This window comes from Mesorhizobium sp. USDA 4775 (assembly GCF_054062655.1).
This window is the reverse complement of sequence record NZ_JBSSFM010000001.1, coordinates 3,831,923-3,846,717: the sequence shown is the minus strand read 5'-3', so window position 1 is coordinate 3,846,717 and position 14,795 is coordinate 3,831,923. Positions and strand designations below refer to the sequence as shown.

Annotated in this window: 16 protein-coding genes; 5 read left to right on the top strand and 11 right to left on the bottom strand. The window is 62.1% G+C overall.

Annotated features, from left to right (window positions below; all coding sequences use genetic code 11):
* Positions 1-35 precede the first annotated feature (35 nt).
* Positions 36-1,301, bottom strand: a complete 1,266-nt coding sequence (locus tag ACVILI_RS18880) for an NAD(P)/FAD-dependent oxidoreductase (protein WP_240564767.1) — start codon at positions 1,299-1,301, stop codon at positions 36-38.
* Positions 1,302-1,463: 162 nt separating this feature from the next.
* Here ACVILI_RS18880 and ACVILI_RS18875 point away from each other — a divergent pair, with 162 nt between their 5' ends.
* The gene (locus tag ACVILI_RS18875) at positions 1,464-2,114 is read left to right on the top strand and encodes a 5-formyltetrahydrofolate cyclo-ligase (RefSeq protein ID WP_084791514.1); all 651 of its coding nucleotides are present in this window, start codon (positions 1,464-1,466) and stop codon (positions 2,112-2,114) included.
* 32 nt (positions 2,115-2,146) lie between these two features.
* On the opposite strand, the gene ACVILI_RS18870 is transcribed toward ACVILI_RS18875, so the two are convergent.
* Positions 2,147-2,620: an Lrp/AsnC family transcriptional regulator gene (locus ACVILI_RS18870; protein ID WP_010909317.1), complete on the bottom strand. Its 474-nt coding sequence runs from the start codon at positions 2,618-2,620 to the stop codon at positions 2,147-2,149.
* Positions 2,621-2,777: 157 nt separating this feature from the next.
* On the opposite strand from ACVILI_RS18870, the gene ald reads away from it, so the two are divergent.
* Both ald and ACVILI_RS18860 read left to right on the top strand, forming a co-directional pair.
* Entirely contained in the window at positions 2,778-3,893 is a 1,116-nt protein-coding gene (ald, locus tag ACVILI_RS18865) for an alanine dehydrogenase (RefSeq protein ID WP_019858003.1), read from the top strand.
* A 211-nt stretch (positions 3,894-4,104) separates the two neighbouring features.
* Complete coding sequence (locus ACVILI_RS18860) at positions 4,105-5,400, top strand: outer membrane protein (RefSeq protein ID WP_038646688.1); 1,296 nt, start codon at positions 4,105-4,107, stop codon at positions 5,398-5,400.
* Between the two features lie 232 nt (positions 5,401-5,632).
* Here ACVILI_RS18860 and ACVILI_RS18855 read toward each other — a convergent pair whose 3' ends face one another.
* From ACVILI_RS18855 to ACVILI_RS18830, 6 genes are all read right to left on the bottom strand, one after another.
* On the bottom strand, positions 5,633-6,100 hold the full coding sequence (locus tag ACVILI_RS18855) for a DUF1203 domain-containing protein (RefSeq protein WP_019858002.1): 468 nt from the start codon (positions 6,098-6,100) through the stop codon (positions 5,633-5,635).
* Positions 6,101-6,280: 180 nt separating this feature from the next.
* Positions 6,281-6,838 (bottom strand): OmpA family protein, encoded by a 558-nt coding sequence (locus ACVILI_RS18850; protein ID WP_027046819.1) that lies wholly within the window; start codon positions 6,836-6,838, stop codon positions 6,281-6,283.
* A gap of 116 nt (positions 6,839-6,954) precedes the next feature.
* On the bottom strand, positions 6,955-7,518 hold the full coding sequence (locus ACVILI_RS18845; RefSeq protein WP_027046818.1) for a GNAT family N-acetyltransferase: 564 nt from the start codon (positions 7,516-7,518) through the stop codon (positions 6,955-6,957).
* A 5-nt stretch (positions 7,519-7,523) separates the two neighbouring features.
* Complete coding sequence (gene sseA, locus ACVILI_RS18840) at positions 7,524-8,420, bottom strand: 3-mercaptopyruvate sulfurtransferase (RefSeq protein WP_038646686.1); 897 nt, start codon at positions 8,418-8,420, stop codon at positions 7,524-7,526.
* 38 nt (positions 8,421-8,458) lie between these two features.
* Positions 8,459-9,202 carry an alanyl-tRNA editing protein gene (locus ACVILI_RS18835; protein WP_240564778.1) on the bottom strand — a complete coding sequence of 248 codons (744 nt, stop codon included), beginning with the start codon at positions 9,200-9,202 and terminating at the stop codon, positions 8,459-8,461.
* A complete protein-coding gene (locus tag ACVILI_RS18830) occupies positions 9,202-10,236 on the bottom strand; it encodes a cysteine synthase A (RefSeq protein WP_019857998.1) in 1,035 nt (344 codons plus the stop codon). Before ACVILI_RS18830 ends, ACVILI_RS18835 begins: the two co-directional genes overlap by 1 nt.
* A gap of 226 nt (positions 10,237-10,462) precedes the next feature.
* Here ACVILI_RS18830 and ACVILI_RS18825 point away from each other — a divergent pair, with 226 nt between their 5' ends.
* The gene (locus ACVILI_RS18825; RefSeq protein ID WP_038646684.1) at positions 10,463-11,284 is read left to right on the top strand and encodes an SDR family oxidoreductase; all 822 of its coding nucleotides are present in this window, start codon (positions 10,463-10,465) and stop codon (positions 11,282-11,284) included.
* Between the two features lie 93 nt (positions 11,285-11,377).
* The gene (locus tag ACVILI_RS18820; RefSeq protein WP_038646683.1) at positions 11,378-12,352 is read left to right on the top strand and encodes an alpha/beta hydrolase; all 975 of its coding nucleotides are present in this window, start codon (positions 11,378-11,380) and stop codon (positions 12,350-12,352) included.
* A gap of 107 nt (positions 12,353-12,459) precedes the next feature.
* On the opposite strand, the gene ACVILI_RS18815 is transcribed toward ACVILI_RS18820, so the two are convergent.
* From ACVILI_RS18815 to ACVILI_RS18805, 3 genes are all read right to left on the bottom strand, one after another.
* Positions 12,460-13,881: a DEAD/DEAH box helicase gene (locus tag ACVILI_RS18815; protein ID WP_038646681.1), complete on the bottom strand. Its 1,422-nt coding sequence runs from the start codon at positions 13,879-13,881 to the stop codon at positions 12,460-12,462.
* Positions 13,882-14,224: 343 nt separating this feature from the next.
* Complete coding sequence (locus ACVILI_RS18810) at positions 14,225-14,332, bottom strand: hypothetical protein (protein WP_276315347.1); 108 nt, start codon at positions 14,330-14,332, stop codon at positions 14,225-14,227.
* Positions 14,333-14,505: 173 nt separating this feature from the next.
* A complete protein-coding gene (locus tag ACVILI_RS18805) occupies positions 14,506-14,754 on the bottom strand; it encodes a hypothetical protein (protein WP_019857993.1) in 249 nt (82 codons plus the stop codon).
* Positions 14,755-14,795 lie beyond the last annotated feature (41 nt).

Sequence of the window (14,795 nt, the reverse complement as noted above, 5' to 3'; positions counted from 1 at the left end):
GATGACGGGCGGATGAATGGGACAGTGGAGAAAAGTCAGGCCTTGTCGTCATCGCCCTGGGTGATCAGCCGGGCGCTGCGCTGGCCCGTGACGTAGATCCATAGCCAGCTCAGGGAAACCGCAAGCCGGTTGCGGAAACCGATCAGGAAATAGATGTGCGCGATGCCCCACAGCCACCAGGCGAGCCAGCCCGTGAGCTTGATCCAGCCGAAATCGATCGCGGCTGCGCGTTTGCCGATCGTCGCCAGATCGCCGGCATGTTTGTAGTGGAATGGCCGCACGGTGTTGTCACCGGCGAGCCTGGCCTTGATCGTCGCGGCGACGTGGCGACCCTCCTGCTTGGCGGAAGGCGCCACGCCGGGTACCGGCCGACCATCGGGCCGCAGCACAAGGGCGGCGTCGCCGACGACGAAAATCTCCCGGCTGCCGGGCACGCTGAGGTCAGGCTCGACGAGCACCCTGCCCGCGCGGTCCGCCTTCGCACCCAGCCATTCGGCGGCGGGCGAAGCGGCAACGCCGGCTGCCCACAGGATCGTTCGGGCTGCCAGCTGCTTGTCGCCAAACACGACACCTTCGGCGTCGCAGCGCGTGACGGCCCGGCCGAGCTCGACCGTCACGCCGAGCCGCTCGAGCGCCTTGCTGGCGTATTCGGAGAGTTCTGGCGCGAAATTGGCCAGGATGCGGTCACCGGCCTCGATCAGCACCACGCGCGTTTGCCGCGTGTCGATGTTGCGGAACTCGCCGCGCAGGGTGTCGTGCGCCAGTTCCACGATGGTGCCGGCCAGTTCGACGCCAGTCGGCCCGCCGCCGACGATTGCAATGGTCAGCAGCGCCTGGCGTCTGGCGGGATCGGTTTCCCGCTCGGCCTGCTCGAAGGCCAGGAGAATGCGCCGCCGAATGGTGGTGGCGTCCTCCAGTGTCTTCAGGCCAGGCGCGAAAGGCTCCCATTCGTCGTGGCCAAAATAGGCGTGACGGGCGCCGGTGGCGAGCACCAGCGTGTCATAGGCGACGGCGCTGCCGTCATCGAGCAACACGCGTTTGCCGGTACGGTCGACGCCGGCGACGTTGGCCAGAAGCGTCGTCACGTCCTTGCGTTTGCGCAGAAGATGGCGAATCGGCCAGGCAACCTCGGAGGTCGCCAGCGCGGTCGTCGCCACCTGATAAAGCAGCGGCTGGAAAAGATGGTGGTTGCGCTTGTCGATCATGGTGATGCGCACGGGCTGTCCAGCCAGCGCGTGGGTGAGTTCGAGGCCGCCGAACCCCGCGCCGACGACGACAACATGGTGGCTGGCCTGGTTCATCTCATTCACCCTGATGGCAAGATACCTGTCCCGCATGTAGGTATTTTTGTGCAATGCAACAACAGAAAGATAGTGCCCGGGACTCGCCGTCCCATGTCGTGAATGCACAAGTTCTATCGTGTCGCGAGGTATAGCGTCACCGGACACGCTATGAGGTGACGCATGGCCAACGATCATGACGACCAGGGTCCGGGACAGTATGCCTCGCCTCCCTGCTTGATGCACGAGTTCGATCCGGAATTCCGGGCGCCGCTGTCCGACTGGACCGATGTGCGGCGCTGGCGCAAGGCCGAACGCGAGCGACTGATCGCGGCCCGCCTTGCTGTTTCGGCCGACGCGCGAGCAGCAATGTCCCGGCGCATCGCCAAAGGGCTCGACACGATCATCGGCGAGATCCGCGGCCGCATGGTCAGCCTTTACTGGCCGTTTCGCGGCGAACCGGATCTGCGATCATGGATGGCGTCCGTCAACGAGCGCGGCGGCCGCACAGCGTTGCCCATCGTCGTCGAGAAAGGACACCCCCTGATCTTCCGTGCCTACAAACCGGGCGACCGATTGGAAAAGGGCGTCTGGAACATTCCGATCCCGGCCGAGGGCGATTCGGTGCTGCCGGACATCGTCATCGCGCCGATCGTCGGCATTGATCCGGCAAATTATCGCCTGGGTTATGGCGGCGGCTTCTTCGACCGCACACTGGCCGCCATGCCCGTCAAGCCGCTGGTCATCGGCGTCGGCTACGAACTGCAGCGCATCGCCACCATCTATCCGCAGCCGCATGACATTCCGATGGATCGGATCGTCACTGAAGCCTGAATCCCGTCTAGAGCAAGGTCAGGCCGGCAAGCTCAAGCCATCTCAGGCTTCATGCCCATGGCGGTGCGGTCGACGATTTCGCGCAAGGCGAAGGACGAGTTTATCTTGGTCACGTGCGGCATGGCCGACAGCCATTCCTTGTGGATGCGCTCATAGTCGACCAGATCTTTCGCCGCGATGCGCAGGATGTAGTCGTACTCGCCCGACATCAGGTGGCAGGACAAGACATTGGGGCAGCGCTTGATGGCTGCTTCGAAATCCGACAGCGTCTTCTCGAACTGGCCCGACAGCGATATATGCACGATCGCCGTCATCTGATGACCGAGCGCGGCATTGGACAGCCGGGCGTGGTAGCCGCGAATGGTTCCGGATTTTTCCAAATTATCCAGCCGGCGCGAACAGGCCGACTGCGACAGGCCAACCTTCTCGGCGAGCGCCGCATTGGGTATCCTGCCGTCCTTCTGCAAAGTCTCAAGAATGGCGATATCGATCCTGTCGAGCGGCATTTTTCGTGAATCCTGCGAATATCCTGCTAATTCACGCAAGGATTATCGAAACCGACCTGCCCGCGCAAGCGCATTCGCAAACACTTGCGAGCCGATTCATGGTTCACTCCGACAATACAGGGAGTGAGCCCAAAAGGGCCCGGATCAGGAGAAGAAAATGCGCGTCGGCTGCCCCAAGGAAATCAAGAACCACGAATATCGTGTCGGCCTCACGCCAGGCTCGGTCCGCGAATATGTGGCGCACGGCCACGAAGTGCTGGTCGAGGCCGGCGCCGGCGCCGGCATCGGTGCCGATGACAACGCCTATCGCGCCGCCGGCGCCACCATCGCCAAGACCGCCGCCGACGTATTCGCCAAGTCGGACATGATCGTCAAGGTCAAGGAGCCGCAGCCCAATGAGTGGGTTCAGCTGCGCGAAGGCCAGATCCTCTACACCTACCTGCATCTGGCTCCGGATCCGGAGCAGACCAAGGGCCTGCTCGCTTCGGGCGTCACGGCGATCGCCTACGAAACCGTGACCGACGATCGTGGCGGCCTGCCGCTGCTCGCGCCGATGTCGGAAGTCGCGGGCCGCCTGTCGATCCAGGCCGGCGCCACGGCGCTGCAGAAGGCCAATGGCGGCCGCGGCGTGCTGCTCGGCGGCGTGCCTGGCGTGCTGCCCGGCAAGGTCACCGTGCTCGGCGGCGGCGTCGTCGGTCTGCACGCGGCCCGCATGGCCGCCGGCCTTGGCGCCGATGTCACTATCATCGACCGCTCGATCCCGCGCCTGCGCCAGCTCGACGACCTCTTCGCCGGCCGTGTGCACACCCGCTACTCCACCGTCGAGGCGCTCGAGGAAGAATGCTTCTCGGCCGACATCGTCGTCGGTGCCGTGCTGATTCCCGGTGCCGCGGCACCGAAGCTCGTCACCCGCGAAATGCTGTCGGGCATGAAGAAGGGCTCGGTGCTGGTCGACGTCGCAATCGACCAGGGCGGCTGCTTCGAGACCTCGCATGCGACGACTCACGCCGAGCCGACCTACGAGGTCGATGGCGTCATCCACTATTGCGTCGCCAACATGCCAGGTGCGGTGCCGGTGACCTCAGCCCACGCCCTCAACAATGCGACGCTGCACTACGGCCTGCAGCTCGCCGACAAGGGCCTGAAGGCGCTGGTCGACGACCATCACCTGCGCAACGGCCTCAATGTCCACAAGGGCAAGATCACCAACCGGGCGGTTGCCGAAGCGCTCGGCTACGAGTTGGTCGAGCCGAAGGCTGTTCTGGCCGCCTGATACACCCAGAAAAAGTCAACTTGCTATTCTTGCCCGCCGGTCCACGCCGGCGGGCTTTTTATTGGCCGATCTAGGGCAGCGGCCTGGTTACTGGGCAGAACAGTACCGACCGCAGGTTTTGGTTTGCCCAAAACTGTTGCATATTTGTCATTCCTGGTCTGACCGACTCCCTGCTAGAGACGTGGTGGGTTTATTGATTAGGGGTTGGGCTATGTTTCTTCGCGTTTCTGCGAAATCTTTCCTTTTGGGTGCCGTTTCTGTAGTGGCTTTGATCTCCGCCGCGAATGCGGCTGATGTGGTGCAGCCGGTCGAGGCGTCCGGTTTCAACTGGAGCGGTGCTTATGTCGGCATCGGTGGCGGATTTGGGGCCAGCGTGCACAAGTTCAGCGTGGCGCCGATTGTCGACTTCAACGGTATCGGCGGCAATGGCGTCTTCGGCGAACTGACCGCTGGCTACGACTATATGGTCAATGAACGTTTCCTGCTCGGCGGCTTTATCGATGCCAATATCGGCAATATGGGCCCGTCGATCAGCATTCCGGACGCCGATATCGACCTGACAAATGCCTACGGCTTCGACGTTGGCCTTCGCGCTGGCTACCTCCTCAATCCAAGCACGCTCGGCTATGTGCTCGGCGGCTATAGCTGGCAGCATTTCAAGCTGGACGGGTCTGGAGATGCCGATGGGCTCGAATTCACCGAGAATCGTGGTGGCTATGTTCTCGGCGTGGGTATGGAAACCGTGCTGCGCGGTAACTGGACGCTGAAGACCGAGTATCGCTACGCGAACTATGGTGACAAGTCGGTTATTGATTTTGGCGGAGGTTCTCTGAACGTCGAGCCGTCCACCCACACCTTCCATATCGCCGCCAACTATCGCTTCGGCGCTCAGAGCGGTGGCGGCGCCTCATTTGCGGCCCCGACCTACAACTGGACCGGCTTCTATGTTGGTGGTGCGCTTGGCGCCGGCACGGCGGTTCACGACCTTGGCGTCGACCTTGGCGGCGGCGGCGCTCTCGATCTCAATGGCATTGGCAGCGAAGGCGTGCTCGGCGAAGCCAGCATTGGTTATGACTACGATTTCGGCAGCTGGGTTGCCGGTGTACAGCTCGATGGCAGCTATTCTGGAATTCGCTCCAAACTCGACATCCCTGGCGGCTCGATCAAGCTCGACAACGATTATGGCTTCGATGCTTTGGCCCGCGTTGGCGCCAAGGTCAACGAATCGACCCTTGCCTATGTCATCGGCGGCTACAGCTACCAGCATTTCGATCTGCACGCTTCGGACCCGGTCGGCGATATCATCGATTGGAGCAAGAGCGGCTTCACGGTGGGTGGCGGCCTCGAAACAGCAGTCTCCAACAATGTGACGGTCGGCCTCGAATATCGCTATTCGCAATTCGCCAAGAAGGACTTCTCATCGGAATTTGGCGCACCGGATGGTACACTCACCGACAAAGCTTCGTTCCAGACCGTGCGCATCGGCGCGAAGTACAAGTTCAACTAAAAGCCCTCCAGGCTAAAGTTGCGGCCCGCCGGCCTAGCCGGCGGGCTCTTTTTTGCGTTGAAGGCTTTTGCGCAGAACCCAAGGCAACAAAAAAGCGGAGCCAAAGCCCCGCTTCCTCGATATCGAGATCGCCGCCGGTTCATCCGCGGTCGGCCAATCTATCGACGCTCGCGTTCTATCCGACCTATGCGACGGGAGTACGACAGGCTTCCTGGGCGCAATCCTTTGCGTTTCAGGCTCGCTCAATCTGGCACTGGTAGCAGTTGTTACGCGCCGAGCGGACATGCACGTAGGCGATGTCATCGCGCTCGAACAAGGTCTCGGCCCGTGCCGCAATTGCGTCGGTAGGAATGACCCCGCCACTGCCGTAGACGATTCGATCATCCCTGCCATAGCCGCGCACGATGTAGTCCGGGCTTTCGAGGACCTCGGGAAGCAATTCGGTCTCGACCGCACGCTCGCACTCTTCCGCATGCAGAAAGATCGGCCCGGTTTCGGCATAGGGCTGAAGCTCCGGAAAGGGGCGGTAGGCAAGAATGAGATAGGCATCGCCGGCGGCGATGTTCTTCAGGCAATGGCGGCAAGGCATGCCGTCGCCGTCGGAAATCCTCAGCTCTGGCGTCTGGCCGTAAGCATCGGGACCGCCGCGTTGCAGCGTCCTGACTTGTTCGCTGGGTAGCGCTTTGAACTGAATGGCCATGGTGAAAACCTCCGGTTTGCTGACCGGAAATTATGTGGTCGGGCCAATGCTTCCCACCCGATTCTTGCCAAGGCATAGAGGGACCGATCCGATGTCGGTCCCTCCCATAGATCAAAAGCATCATCGATAGCGCCAGCCAATTAAAATACGCCAGCTCATTAAAGTTGACCGAACCCTGGTTCACCGAATGAAATCGTCGAAGCGTCGCAATGTCACCCTGCGATTCCGCCAGTTTTCGTTCTGCGTCGGCACGAGCAGGAACTCCTCGCCGTAGCCAACGGTTTCCAGGGCAAAGCCGGGCACGCCGAATTCGCGCACCAGCGTGCGTTTCAACGAAGCGGCCCGTTGTTCGGACAGGATCTGGTTCGACTGGAAGGAACCGACGGCATCGGTATGCCCTTCGATCAGCACGCGGGCGCCGGGATCGCGGCGCAGGATGCGCTGCAGCGCGTCGGCGATATTCTCGATCCTGTCGTATTGCGAACTGGAAATAGCGGCCGAGCCAAAAGCGAAATTGATCGACTGGATGTCGATCGAGCGCGCCATGCGGCGCAAATCCGGCCGGCGCTTGAATTCGCGGATCGTGACACGCTCGTTCGGCCGCAACTTCACCCGCGGCGTCGCCTCGAGCTTGCGCTCGATCGTCGCGGCCGAAGGCGTCGTCGCCTGGGCGGCGGCAAGGCTCGGCAAGGCGATCGCTGCGATCAGCGCGACGACAAGTGTACGGCGTGTCAGCATGTCTATCCTCCTTCGGCCTCAGCCGCGTTGATGATGCGGGCAAGATGCCAAAAGCAGGCTGAAGCGCCGATGAACGGCCGGTTCAGGTTCCGGCCGATTTCGGATTCCAGCTGAAATCAGGGCCGCATGACGCTGGCCGAGCGCTCGGCGAAAGGCAGCGGATGCACGACCTCCTTCTTCTGCGCGACCGGCTTGAAGCCGAGCTTCTGGTAGAGCGGCAGAGCCGCCGGATGGTCCAGCGTGCAGGTCTGCACCGTCACTCGTTTTGGCCCATACGACCAGGCGGCTGAAATCGCCGAACCCAGGAACCAGCGGCCAATGCCTTGCCCGGTGGCATGTTCCATCATGCCGAAATAGGCGAGTTCGACTTCATCAGGCAGATGCGGCTTGAGGTCAAAGAAGCCGGCTGGCGCGCCGTCGAGGTAGAGCACCCTGATGTCACGGTCCTCGCGGTGGATGCCGGCCGAAAGCTCCTCATCGTCCAGCCTGAGAACATTCACCCAATGCCATTTGCGCCCGACCCGGTCCATCAAATAGCGATAGAAATGCAAGGGGATGTCCTTGGTCTTCAACAGCGCGACCTGGCGGTTGTAGGGCACTGGCGGGGAGACCGCAGGGGGGGCATGCATTTCGAGAAAAGTCACGGTGACTTCAATGTCCTGCAGCACACCGTTTTCCATCGCGTTCATTCCTTGCTGGCCTTGGCGGGGCCGGTCTTAGCGGGGCCGGCCGTCGCGGGGCCGGTCACGACAGGCGTGTCGGAGAGCCCGCCCCATTCTGTCCATGAGCCGTCATAAAGCCTGTTGTCGGTGTGGCCAAGCGTCTCCAGCGCGAGCGTAACCACCGCGGCGGTGACACCGGAGCCGCAAGATGCGATGACGGGCTTCGACAGGTCGATGCCGGCGTCCTCGATCACCTTGCGCAAACGGTCCTTCGACAACAGCATGCCGTTTTCCGACAGTGCGGAGTACGGCACGTTGCGTGCGCCCGGCATATGGCCGGAGCGGATCCCCGCGCGCGGCTCGGGCTCGACGCCAGTGAAGCGGCCGGATCCACGGGCATCGGCAATCTGGCTGGCGCCGGTCTCGACGATCCGGCGCATGTCGGCGAGGCTGGCGACGCGGCCGGCGTCAAAGTCGGCATGGAACACGCTTGGCGCGATCTTCGTCGGCTCGGACGTTACCGGGCGGCCGGCCGCCTTCCAAGCGTCGAAACCGCCATCCAGAATATAGGTCTGGAAAACACCCATGATGCGGAACATCCACCATGCCCGGGGTGCCGAGAAGAAACCCGGACCATCATAGACGACAATGGTGTCGTCGGCGGACACGCCCATCGCACCGACATATTGCGCGAAATGCTGAGGCGAAGGCAGCGTGTGCGGCAAGGCAGCGTCGGGAGCCGACACCGCGTCCTGATCCAGGAAGCGGGCGCCTGGAATGTGGGCGGCATTATATTCGGCGCGCGCGCCGCGCTTCTGCGCCGGCAGGTACCAGGACGCGTCCACGATGGTCAGGCCGGGCTCGCCCAGGCGCGCCTGCAGCCAGTCCGCATCGACGGTGAAAGGACTGTCTTCGGCCATTCTGGTTCTCTCTGTTCCGGGTAGGGCAAGGTTGCGTGTCAGGCGGCCGGCATCGGGCCGAAACGGATGCGGAAGCGCCTGTTCTCACGGCCCTTTTTTTCGATCTTGCCGATGTGGATTTCACCGATTTCGCCGGTGCTTTTCACGTGTGTGCCACCACAGGGCTGGCTATCGACCGCGCCATTCTCACCAATGCAGACCAGGCGGATCTTGCCGGTACCGACCGGCGGCCGGACGTTCTTCGACTTGACCAGGCCTGGGTTCGCGGCGAGTTCCTCGTCGCTGATCAGCCTGGTGAAAATCGGATGATCGGCGCGCACCAGATCCATCAGGCTCGCGGTGACCTCTTCCTTCGAGAAGCTGGCGTCCGGAATGTCGAAATCGACCCGGCTATCGTCCTCAGAAACCGCCGCACCGGTGATCGGAAACGGGCAAACGACGGTAAGCAGATGGCAAGCCGCGTGCATGCGCATCAACAGGTGCCGACGTTCCCAGTCTATCGCGAGTTTGACCTTCTCGCCAACCGCCAGGGCCGCCTGCTCCGGCGCCGGCACGTGGATGATCTCGTCCTTGGTCTCACCTGTGATGGTGGCGGCAATGACGATGCGGCTACCGTCGGCACGTTCGAGATAGCCGGTATCGCCCGGCTGGCCACCCGAGGTGGCGTAGAAGATCGTCCGATCGAAAATGATGCCGCCACGATCATTGACGGCAGCAACCGCCGCATCCGCCATGGCGAGATAGGAATCGTCGCGAAACAGCGCTTCCGTCTTGTGCGCCATCATGCGACCTTTTCGAAAGGCACCGAAATCTTGCTCTGCAGTTCCATCCAGCCCGGCACCGGGAGATTCTTCTCGCGCAGGAATTCCGGATTGAACAGCTTCGACTGGTAGCGCGTGCCGTAGTCGCAAAGAATGGTCACGATGGTGTGGCCGGGGCCCAATTCCCTGGCAAGCCGGATGGCGCCGGCAATGTTGATGCCGGTCGAGCCGCCGACGCACAGGCCTTCTTCCTGGATCAGGTCGAAGACGATCGGCAGCGCGTCCTCGTCCTTGATCTGGAACGAGAAATCCGGCGTGAACCCTTCGAGATTGGCGGTAATACGCCCTTGCCCGATGCCTTCGGTGATCGAACTGCCTTCGGACTTCAATTCGCCGCTGGTGTAGAAACTGTAGAGCGCGGCGCCAAGCGGGTCGGCAAGCGCGATTTTCACATCCTTGTTCTTGGCCTTCAGCCCGAAAGCGACGCCGGCCAGCGTGCCGCCGGAACCCACCGCCGAGACGAAACCGTCAACCTTGCCGCCGGTCTGGGCCCAGATTTCTTCCGCCGTGGTGCGGATATGCCCATCGCGGTTGGCGACGTTGTCGAACTGGTTGGCCCAGATGGCGCCGTTGGGCTCGGTCCTCGCCATCTGCTCGGCCAGCCGTCCCGACAGTTTCACGTAATTGTTGGGGTTCTTGTAGGGCACGGCCGGCACCTCGATCAGCTCGGCGCCGAGCAACCGGATCGTGTCCTTCTTCTCCTGGCTCTGCGTATCGGGAATGACGATGACCGTGCGATAACCCAGCGCCTTGGCGACCAGCGTCAGCCCGATGCCCGTATTGCCCGCCGTTCCCTCGACGATGACGCCGCCCGGCTTCAACAGGCCGCGCCGTTCGGCGTCGCGGATGATGAAAAGGCCGGCGCGATCCTTGACCGATTGCCCCGGATTCATGAATTCGGCCTTGCCCAGGATCTCGCAGCCGGTTTCTTCGGACGCTTTGTTAAGGCGGATCAGAGGCGTGTTGCCGATCACGTCGATCACAGAACGGGGCATTCAAGATTCCTTGTGTGCATGCGCCGAAACCCTAGAAACCCGAAGCTTCGGTTTCAAGGCAAGAATTCACCTGGTCCAGTCGCATTTCCGGCACTGCTGTGCGTCTACACCCCTTGCAGCCTGCTCGATATCCCAAAGTTCATTTGCACCCGTGGTCGAAAAGCACTCTTTTCATTCGATTTCCTGACCGCTAGAGCAAGGCACCAACAACTCGGCAGGGCGCAACATGACACTCTATCGGGCCGATCCGGAACACGGCGTCGCCTGGGTCACGGGCGGCAGCAGCGGCATCGGCCGCTCGCTGGCCAGGGATCTGGCGTCACGGGGCTATGCGGTGGCCGTAACGGCACTGGACGATGATCCGATCGACACGCTAATCGTCGAGACCGCGCAGATGCCGGGCAGCGTCACCGCCTTTCCCTGTGACGTCACGGATGAGCCGCGCATGGCAAGAACGGTGGCCGCGATCGAGAACGAACTCGGCCCCATCGTGCTCGCCGTCTTCAATGCCGGAAACTACATTTCGACGCCTGGAGAGGCTCTGGTCGTCAAGGACTTTCGCCGGTCCTTCGAGGTCAACTATTTCGGCATCATCAACGGCCTGGTGCCGGTCGTGGAGTATATGCGCGTGCGGTCGCGCGGCCACGTCGTGCTGGTCGGATCGGTCACCGCCTATTTCGGCTGGCCAACCACGGCCGCCTATGGTGGCACCAAGGCGGCGATCAACATCCTGGCCGAGTCACTGAAGTATGATTTCGACAAGATGAACATCCGCGTCCAGGTGATAAACCCCGGTTTTGTCGACACGCCGCTGACCGAAAAGAATATGCTGCCAATGCCAGGCCTGATGCCGGTCACCCGGGCAACACGCCGCATGGTGAAGGCTATCAAATCCGGCGGCTTCGAAACCACGTTTCCTTACCGCACGAGCTGGCCACTGAAATTTCTCGCCATGTTGCCGAGGCCGATAAGCCGATGGGTGATCATCTTGATGACCAGTTGGAAGGCAAGGCCGCTGCATTACGAGCGCAAGCCACCCAACGAATAGGATGCCCACAGGATTGGTGGTGTGGCTGCCTGAACGGCCGTTGCCTGTTCATGGCCACCACCATAGGCTTGTTGTTGTTGCGTGGAGTCTGCGATGGGGCGACGGATCGTGCTTGCTGTGCTGGCCCTGGTCGCCGTCCTTGCATTGGCCTTCGTCCTCGGTCCGCGCGTTCCCGTCGACACCACGATCCGCTTCGATCCTTCCGTCGTCGGTGACGATCCGCAGGCCTATGTGGCAAAGGTGGAGGCCGCCGTGCCCGGTATCCGCGACGGGCTGGAGAAGGAGATCGTCTGGGCCAATCCCATGGTGCATGCCAAGACGCCGCTGTCGATCGTCTACATCCACGGTTTCTCGGCTTCGAAGGGCGAGGTCCGCCCCCTGCCCGACGACGTGGCCGACCTGCTCGACGCCAATCTCTTCTACACCCGCCTGACCGGTCACGGGCAGGACGGCGCGGCGATGACGCAAGGCAGCGTCAATGCCTGGATCAACGACTATGAGGAAGCGCTCGCCATCGGCCGGGCCATCGGCGACAAGGTGATCGTCATCTCGACCTCGACCGGCGGCTCGCTGGCGGCATGGGCGGCTACGCAGCCCGGGGCATCGAATGGGGTGGCTGCCATTGCATTCATCTCGCCCAATTTCGGTGTGAAGGCATCCGGCGCCGAGATCCTGACCATGCCCTGGGGCAAACAGATCGCCGAACTCGTGATCGGCAAGGAGCGCAGTTTTGTGGCGCGCAACGCGCTGCACGAGAAGTTCTGGACCATCAAATATCCGGTTGCCGCGACGCTGCCGATGCAAGCGTTGACGGAACTCGCCTACAGGGCGCCGGTGGAGAAGGCTGATATCCCGGCTTTGTTCATCTTCTCGGATTCGGACAAAGTGGTGCGGCCAGACCGCACCCGCGAAATCGCAGGGCGCTGGGGCGCACCGCACGAGCTGGTGCCGGTCGACGACACCGGCGACCCGGACAACCATGTCATTGCCGGCGACGTGCTGTCGCCATCGACCACGGCATTTCTCGCGCAACGGATTGCCGTCTGGGTCGAGGCGGTGGCGAAGTAGGTGCGCAGACGGAAAGGGCGGCCGAAGCATCGCTTCGGCCGCCCTTTCTCTAATCGGTCAGGCAACCAGCCAAGCGCTAAGACTTGGCCGACCGCGACGAGGCTTGGTTAAGCAGCCCGCGCTGCCGGACGCTTGCCGCCGAAACGGCGCTTGTTGTTGCCCTTGAAGGGCTTGGCGCCTTCCGGCTTGCGCTCACCGGCAAAGGCCGGCTTGTCGCCGAACCGCTTCTTGCCAAAGCCGTTGCCCTTGTTTTCGCCGCCCGGCCGCCGGCCGTCACGACGGCCATTGCGGTCGTTGCGATCATTGGCGGGCTCGAAGCGCTCGTTCTTTTCAGCCGGATTGCGCTGCGGATCGGGGCTGCCGAGATGGTCGGCGACGATCGGCAGTTTGGTGCGGATGATGCGCTCGACCTGGCGCAGCTTGCTGTTCTCAGAAGGATCGCAAAGCGTGATCGCGATGCCGTCCATGCCGTTGCGGCCGGTGCGGCCGATGCGGTGGACGTAGCTTTCCGCCTCATCCGGCAGGTCGAAATTCACGACATGGCTGATGCCGGGGACGTCGATGCCGCGCGCCGCGATGTCGGTCGCGACCAGAATGCGGACCGATCCATCGCGAAAATCGTTCAGCGCCTTCTGACGGGCATTCTGCGACTTGTTGCCATGGATGACGGCCGCCTTGAAGCCATCGCGCTCGAGGTCCTTGGTCACCCGGTCGGCGCCATGCTTGGTGCGCGAAAAGATGATGACGGACTTCATCGCCTCGTCAGCGAGCATTGTCGACAGAACCTGGCGCTTCTGCTTGGTGCGGGCGAAGACGACGCCCTGGACAATCTCGGCCGCCGCGGTGCTTTGCGGCGAGACTTCGATACGGACCGGGTTCTTCAGAAGACCCTTGGCCAGTTCGGCGATCTCGTCCGGCATGGTGGCCGAGAACAGCGCCGTCTGGCGGTCAGGCGCGGTCGCCTTGGCGATGCGCTTGACGTCGTTGATGAAGCCCATGTCGAGCATGCGGTCGCCCTCGTCCAGCACCAGCCATTTGGTGTCGGAGAGGATGAGGTCGCCCTCGCGCACCAGGTCGGTCAATCGGCCGGGCGTGGCAATGAGGATGTCGACGCCGGGAGCAACCTTCTTCACCTGGCTGAAGCGCGAGACGCCGCCCAGCACGAGTGCCGTCGAGACATGCGCGCCCTTGGCGAGGATCTTGATGGTGTCCTCGATCTGCACGGCGAGCTCGCGGGTCGGCGCCAGGATGAGCGCGCGGGTCGTCTTGGCGCGCCGCTTGGTGCCGAGCGCGATGATCTTCGACAGGATAGGCAGCGCAAAGGCCGCGGTCTTGCCGGAGCCCGTCTGCGCGATGCCGAAAATGTCACGGCCTTCCAGCTGGGGCGGGATTGCCTGCATCTGGATCGGCTTCGGTTCGGTGAATCCGGCATTGTGGGTGGCCTTGAGCAGCGCACCCGTGATTCCCAGCGCTGCGAAACCGAAGAGTTCCGCGGTATCGTTGCCGGGCAATGTGTTTTCGTTGGTCAAAATAATCTTCTTTCACGCGGCTTCTTTGCCGCAAACATCAATGGCGGCAGGGCGCAACCTGCCGTCGAAAAATTTGATATGAAACGACAAGGCGGGCGGACGTGTGCGTCCACTCGGCTGCGCTGTCGTGCCCGCAGGCATCATGCCACGGGGCTTTTTCGCCGCCTTGCCGATTTGCCGGAAAGAGGGAAAACAGACGCAACCAGTCTCATTTGTCGAGAAGGCCGGAATCTCCCGGCCCAAGCGCCTATGGGCTGCATATGGCTGAGTTCGCCCCGGAATGCAAGGGGCGTAATGTTGCAGCGCAGCAAAAGCCGGCTAGAGAGCAGTCCGAAATGTCCGCTCAGACCTCATCCGGCCACTTCCTGGCGCCATGTTGCACAAACAGAATTTCTATCTGAGTGTCCGTGACCCGAGAGGCGACGATGTAGGGTGTGCCGGGAATCACCAGTTCACGCGTGCCCTTGATCTCCCCAACTCGTCCGATGAACGGGTTGGCGGATAACAGCCGGGGGTCTTTGAATGGATCTCACTGACGATCCGGGCAGCGGCCCGCGGCTTATGTTGGCCAATGTAGTCGCCGATTGACGCTAGCTCGATCAGATAGTGTCGGGTCCAGACAATTCACACAGAGGCTGATGCCTGACTGTACTTGTTGAGAACGGTCGCGATCTCTTCCTCATTGGCGAAGTCGCCACGGTCGGCGCCCTCTATTCCCGCCTGAACGCCTGCGACCCATTTTTCTTGCCACGCCAGCGAACGTCCATGGGACAGCGCATCCTCAATGATCTGATCACGTGTCAGTGTCGAGCGGGACGTGAGCATATCAATCCGGCGGTTCAAATCCTCGGATATTTCTACGTTGTTCTTCATAGGCTTATTCTGCCATATCTGGCGAATGCCTGCCGAGAAGT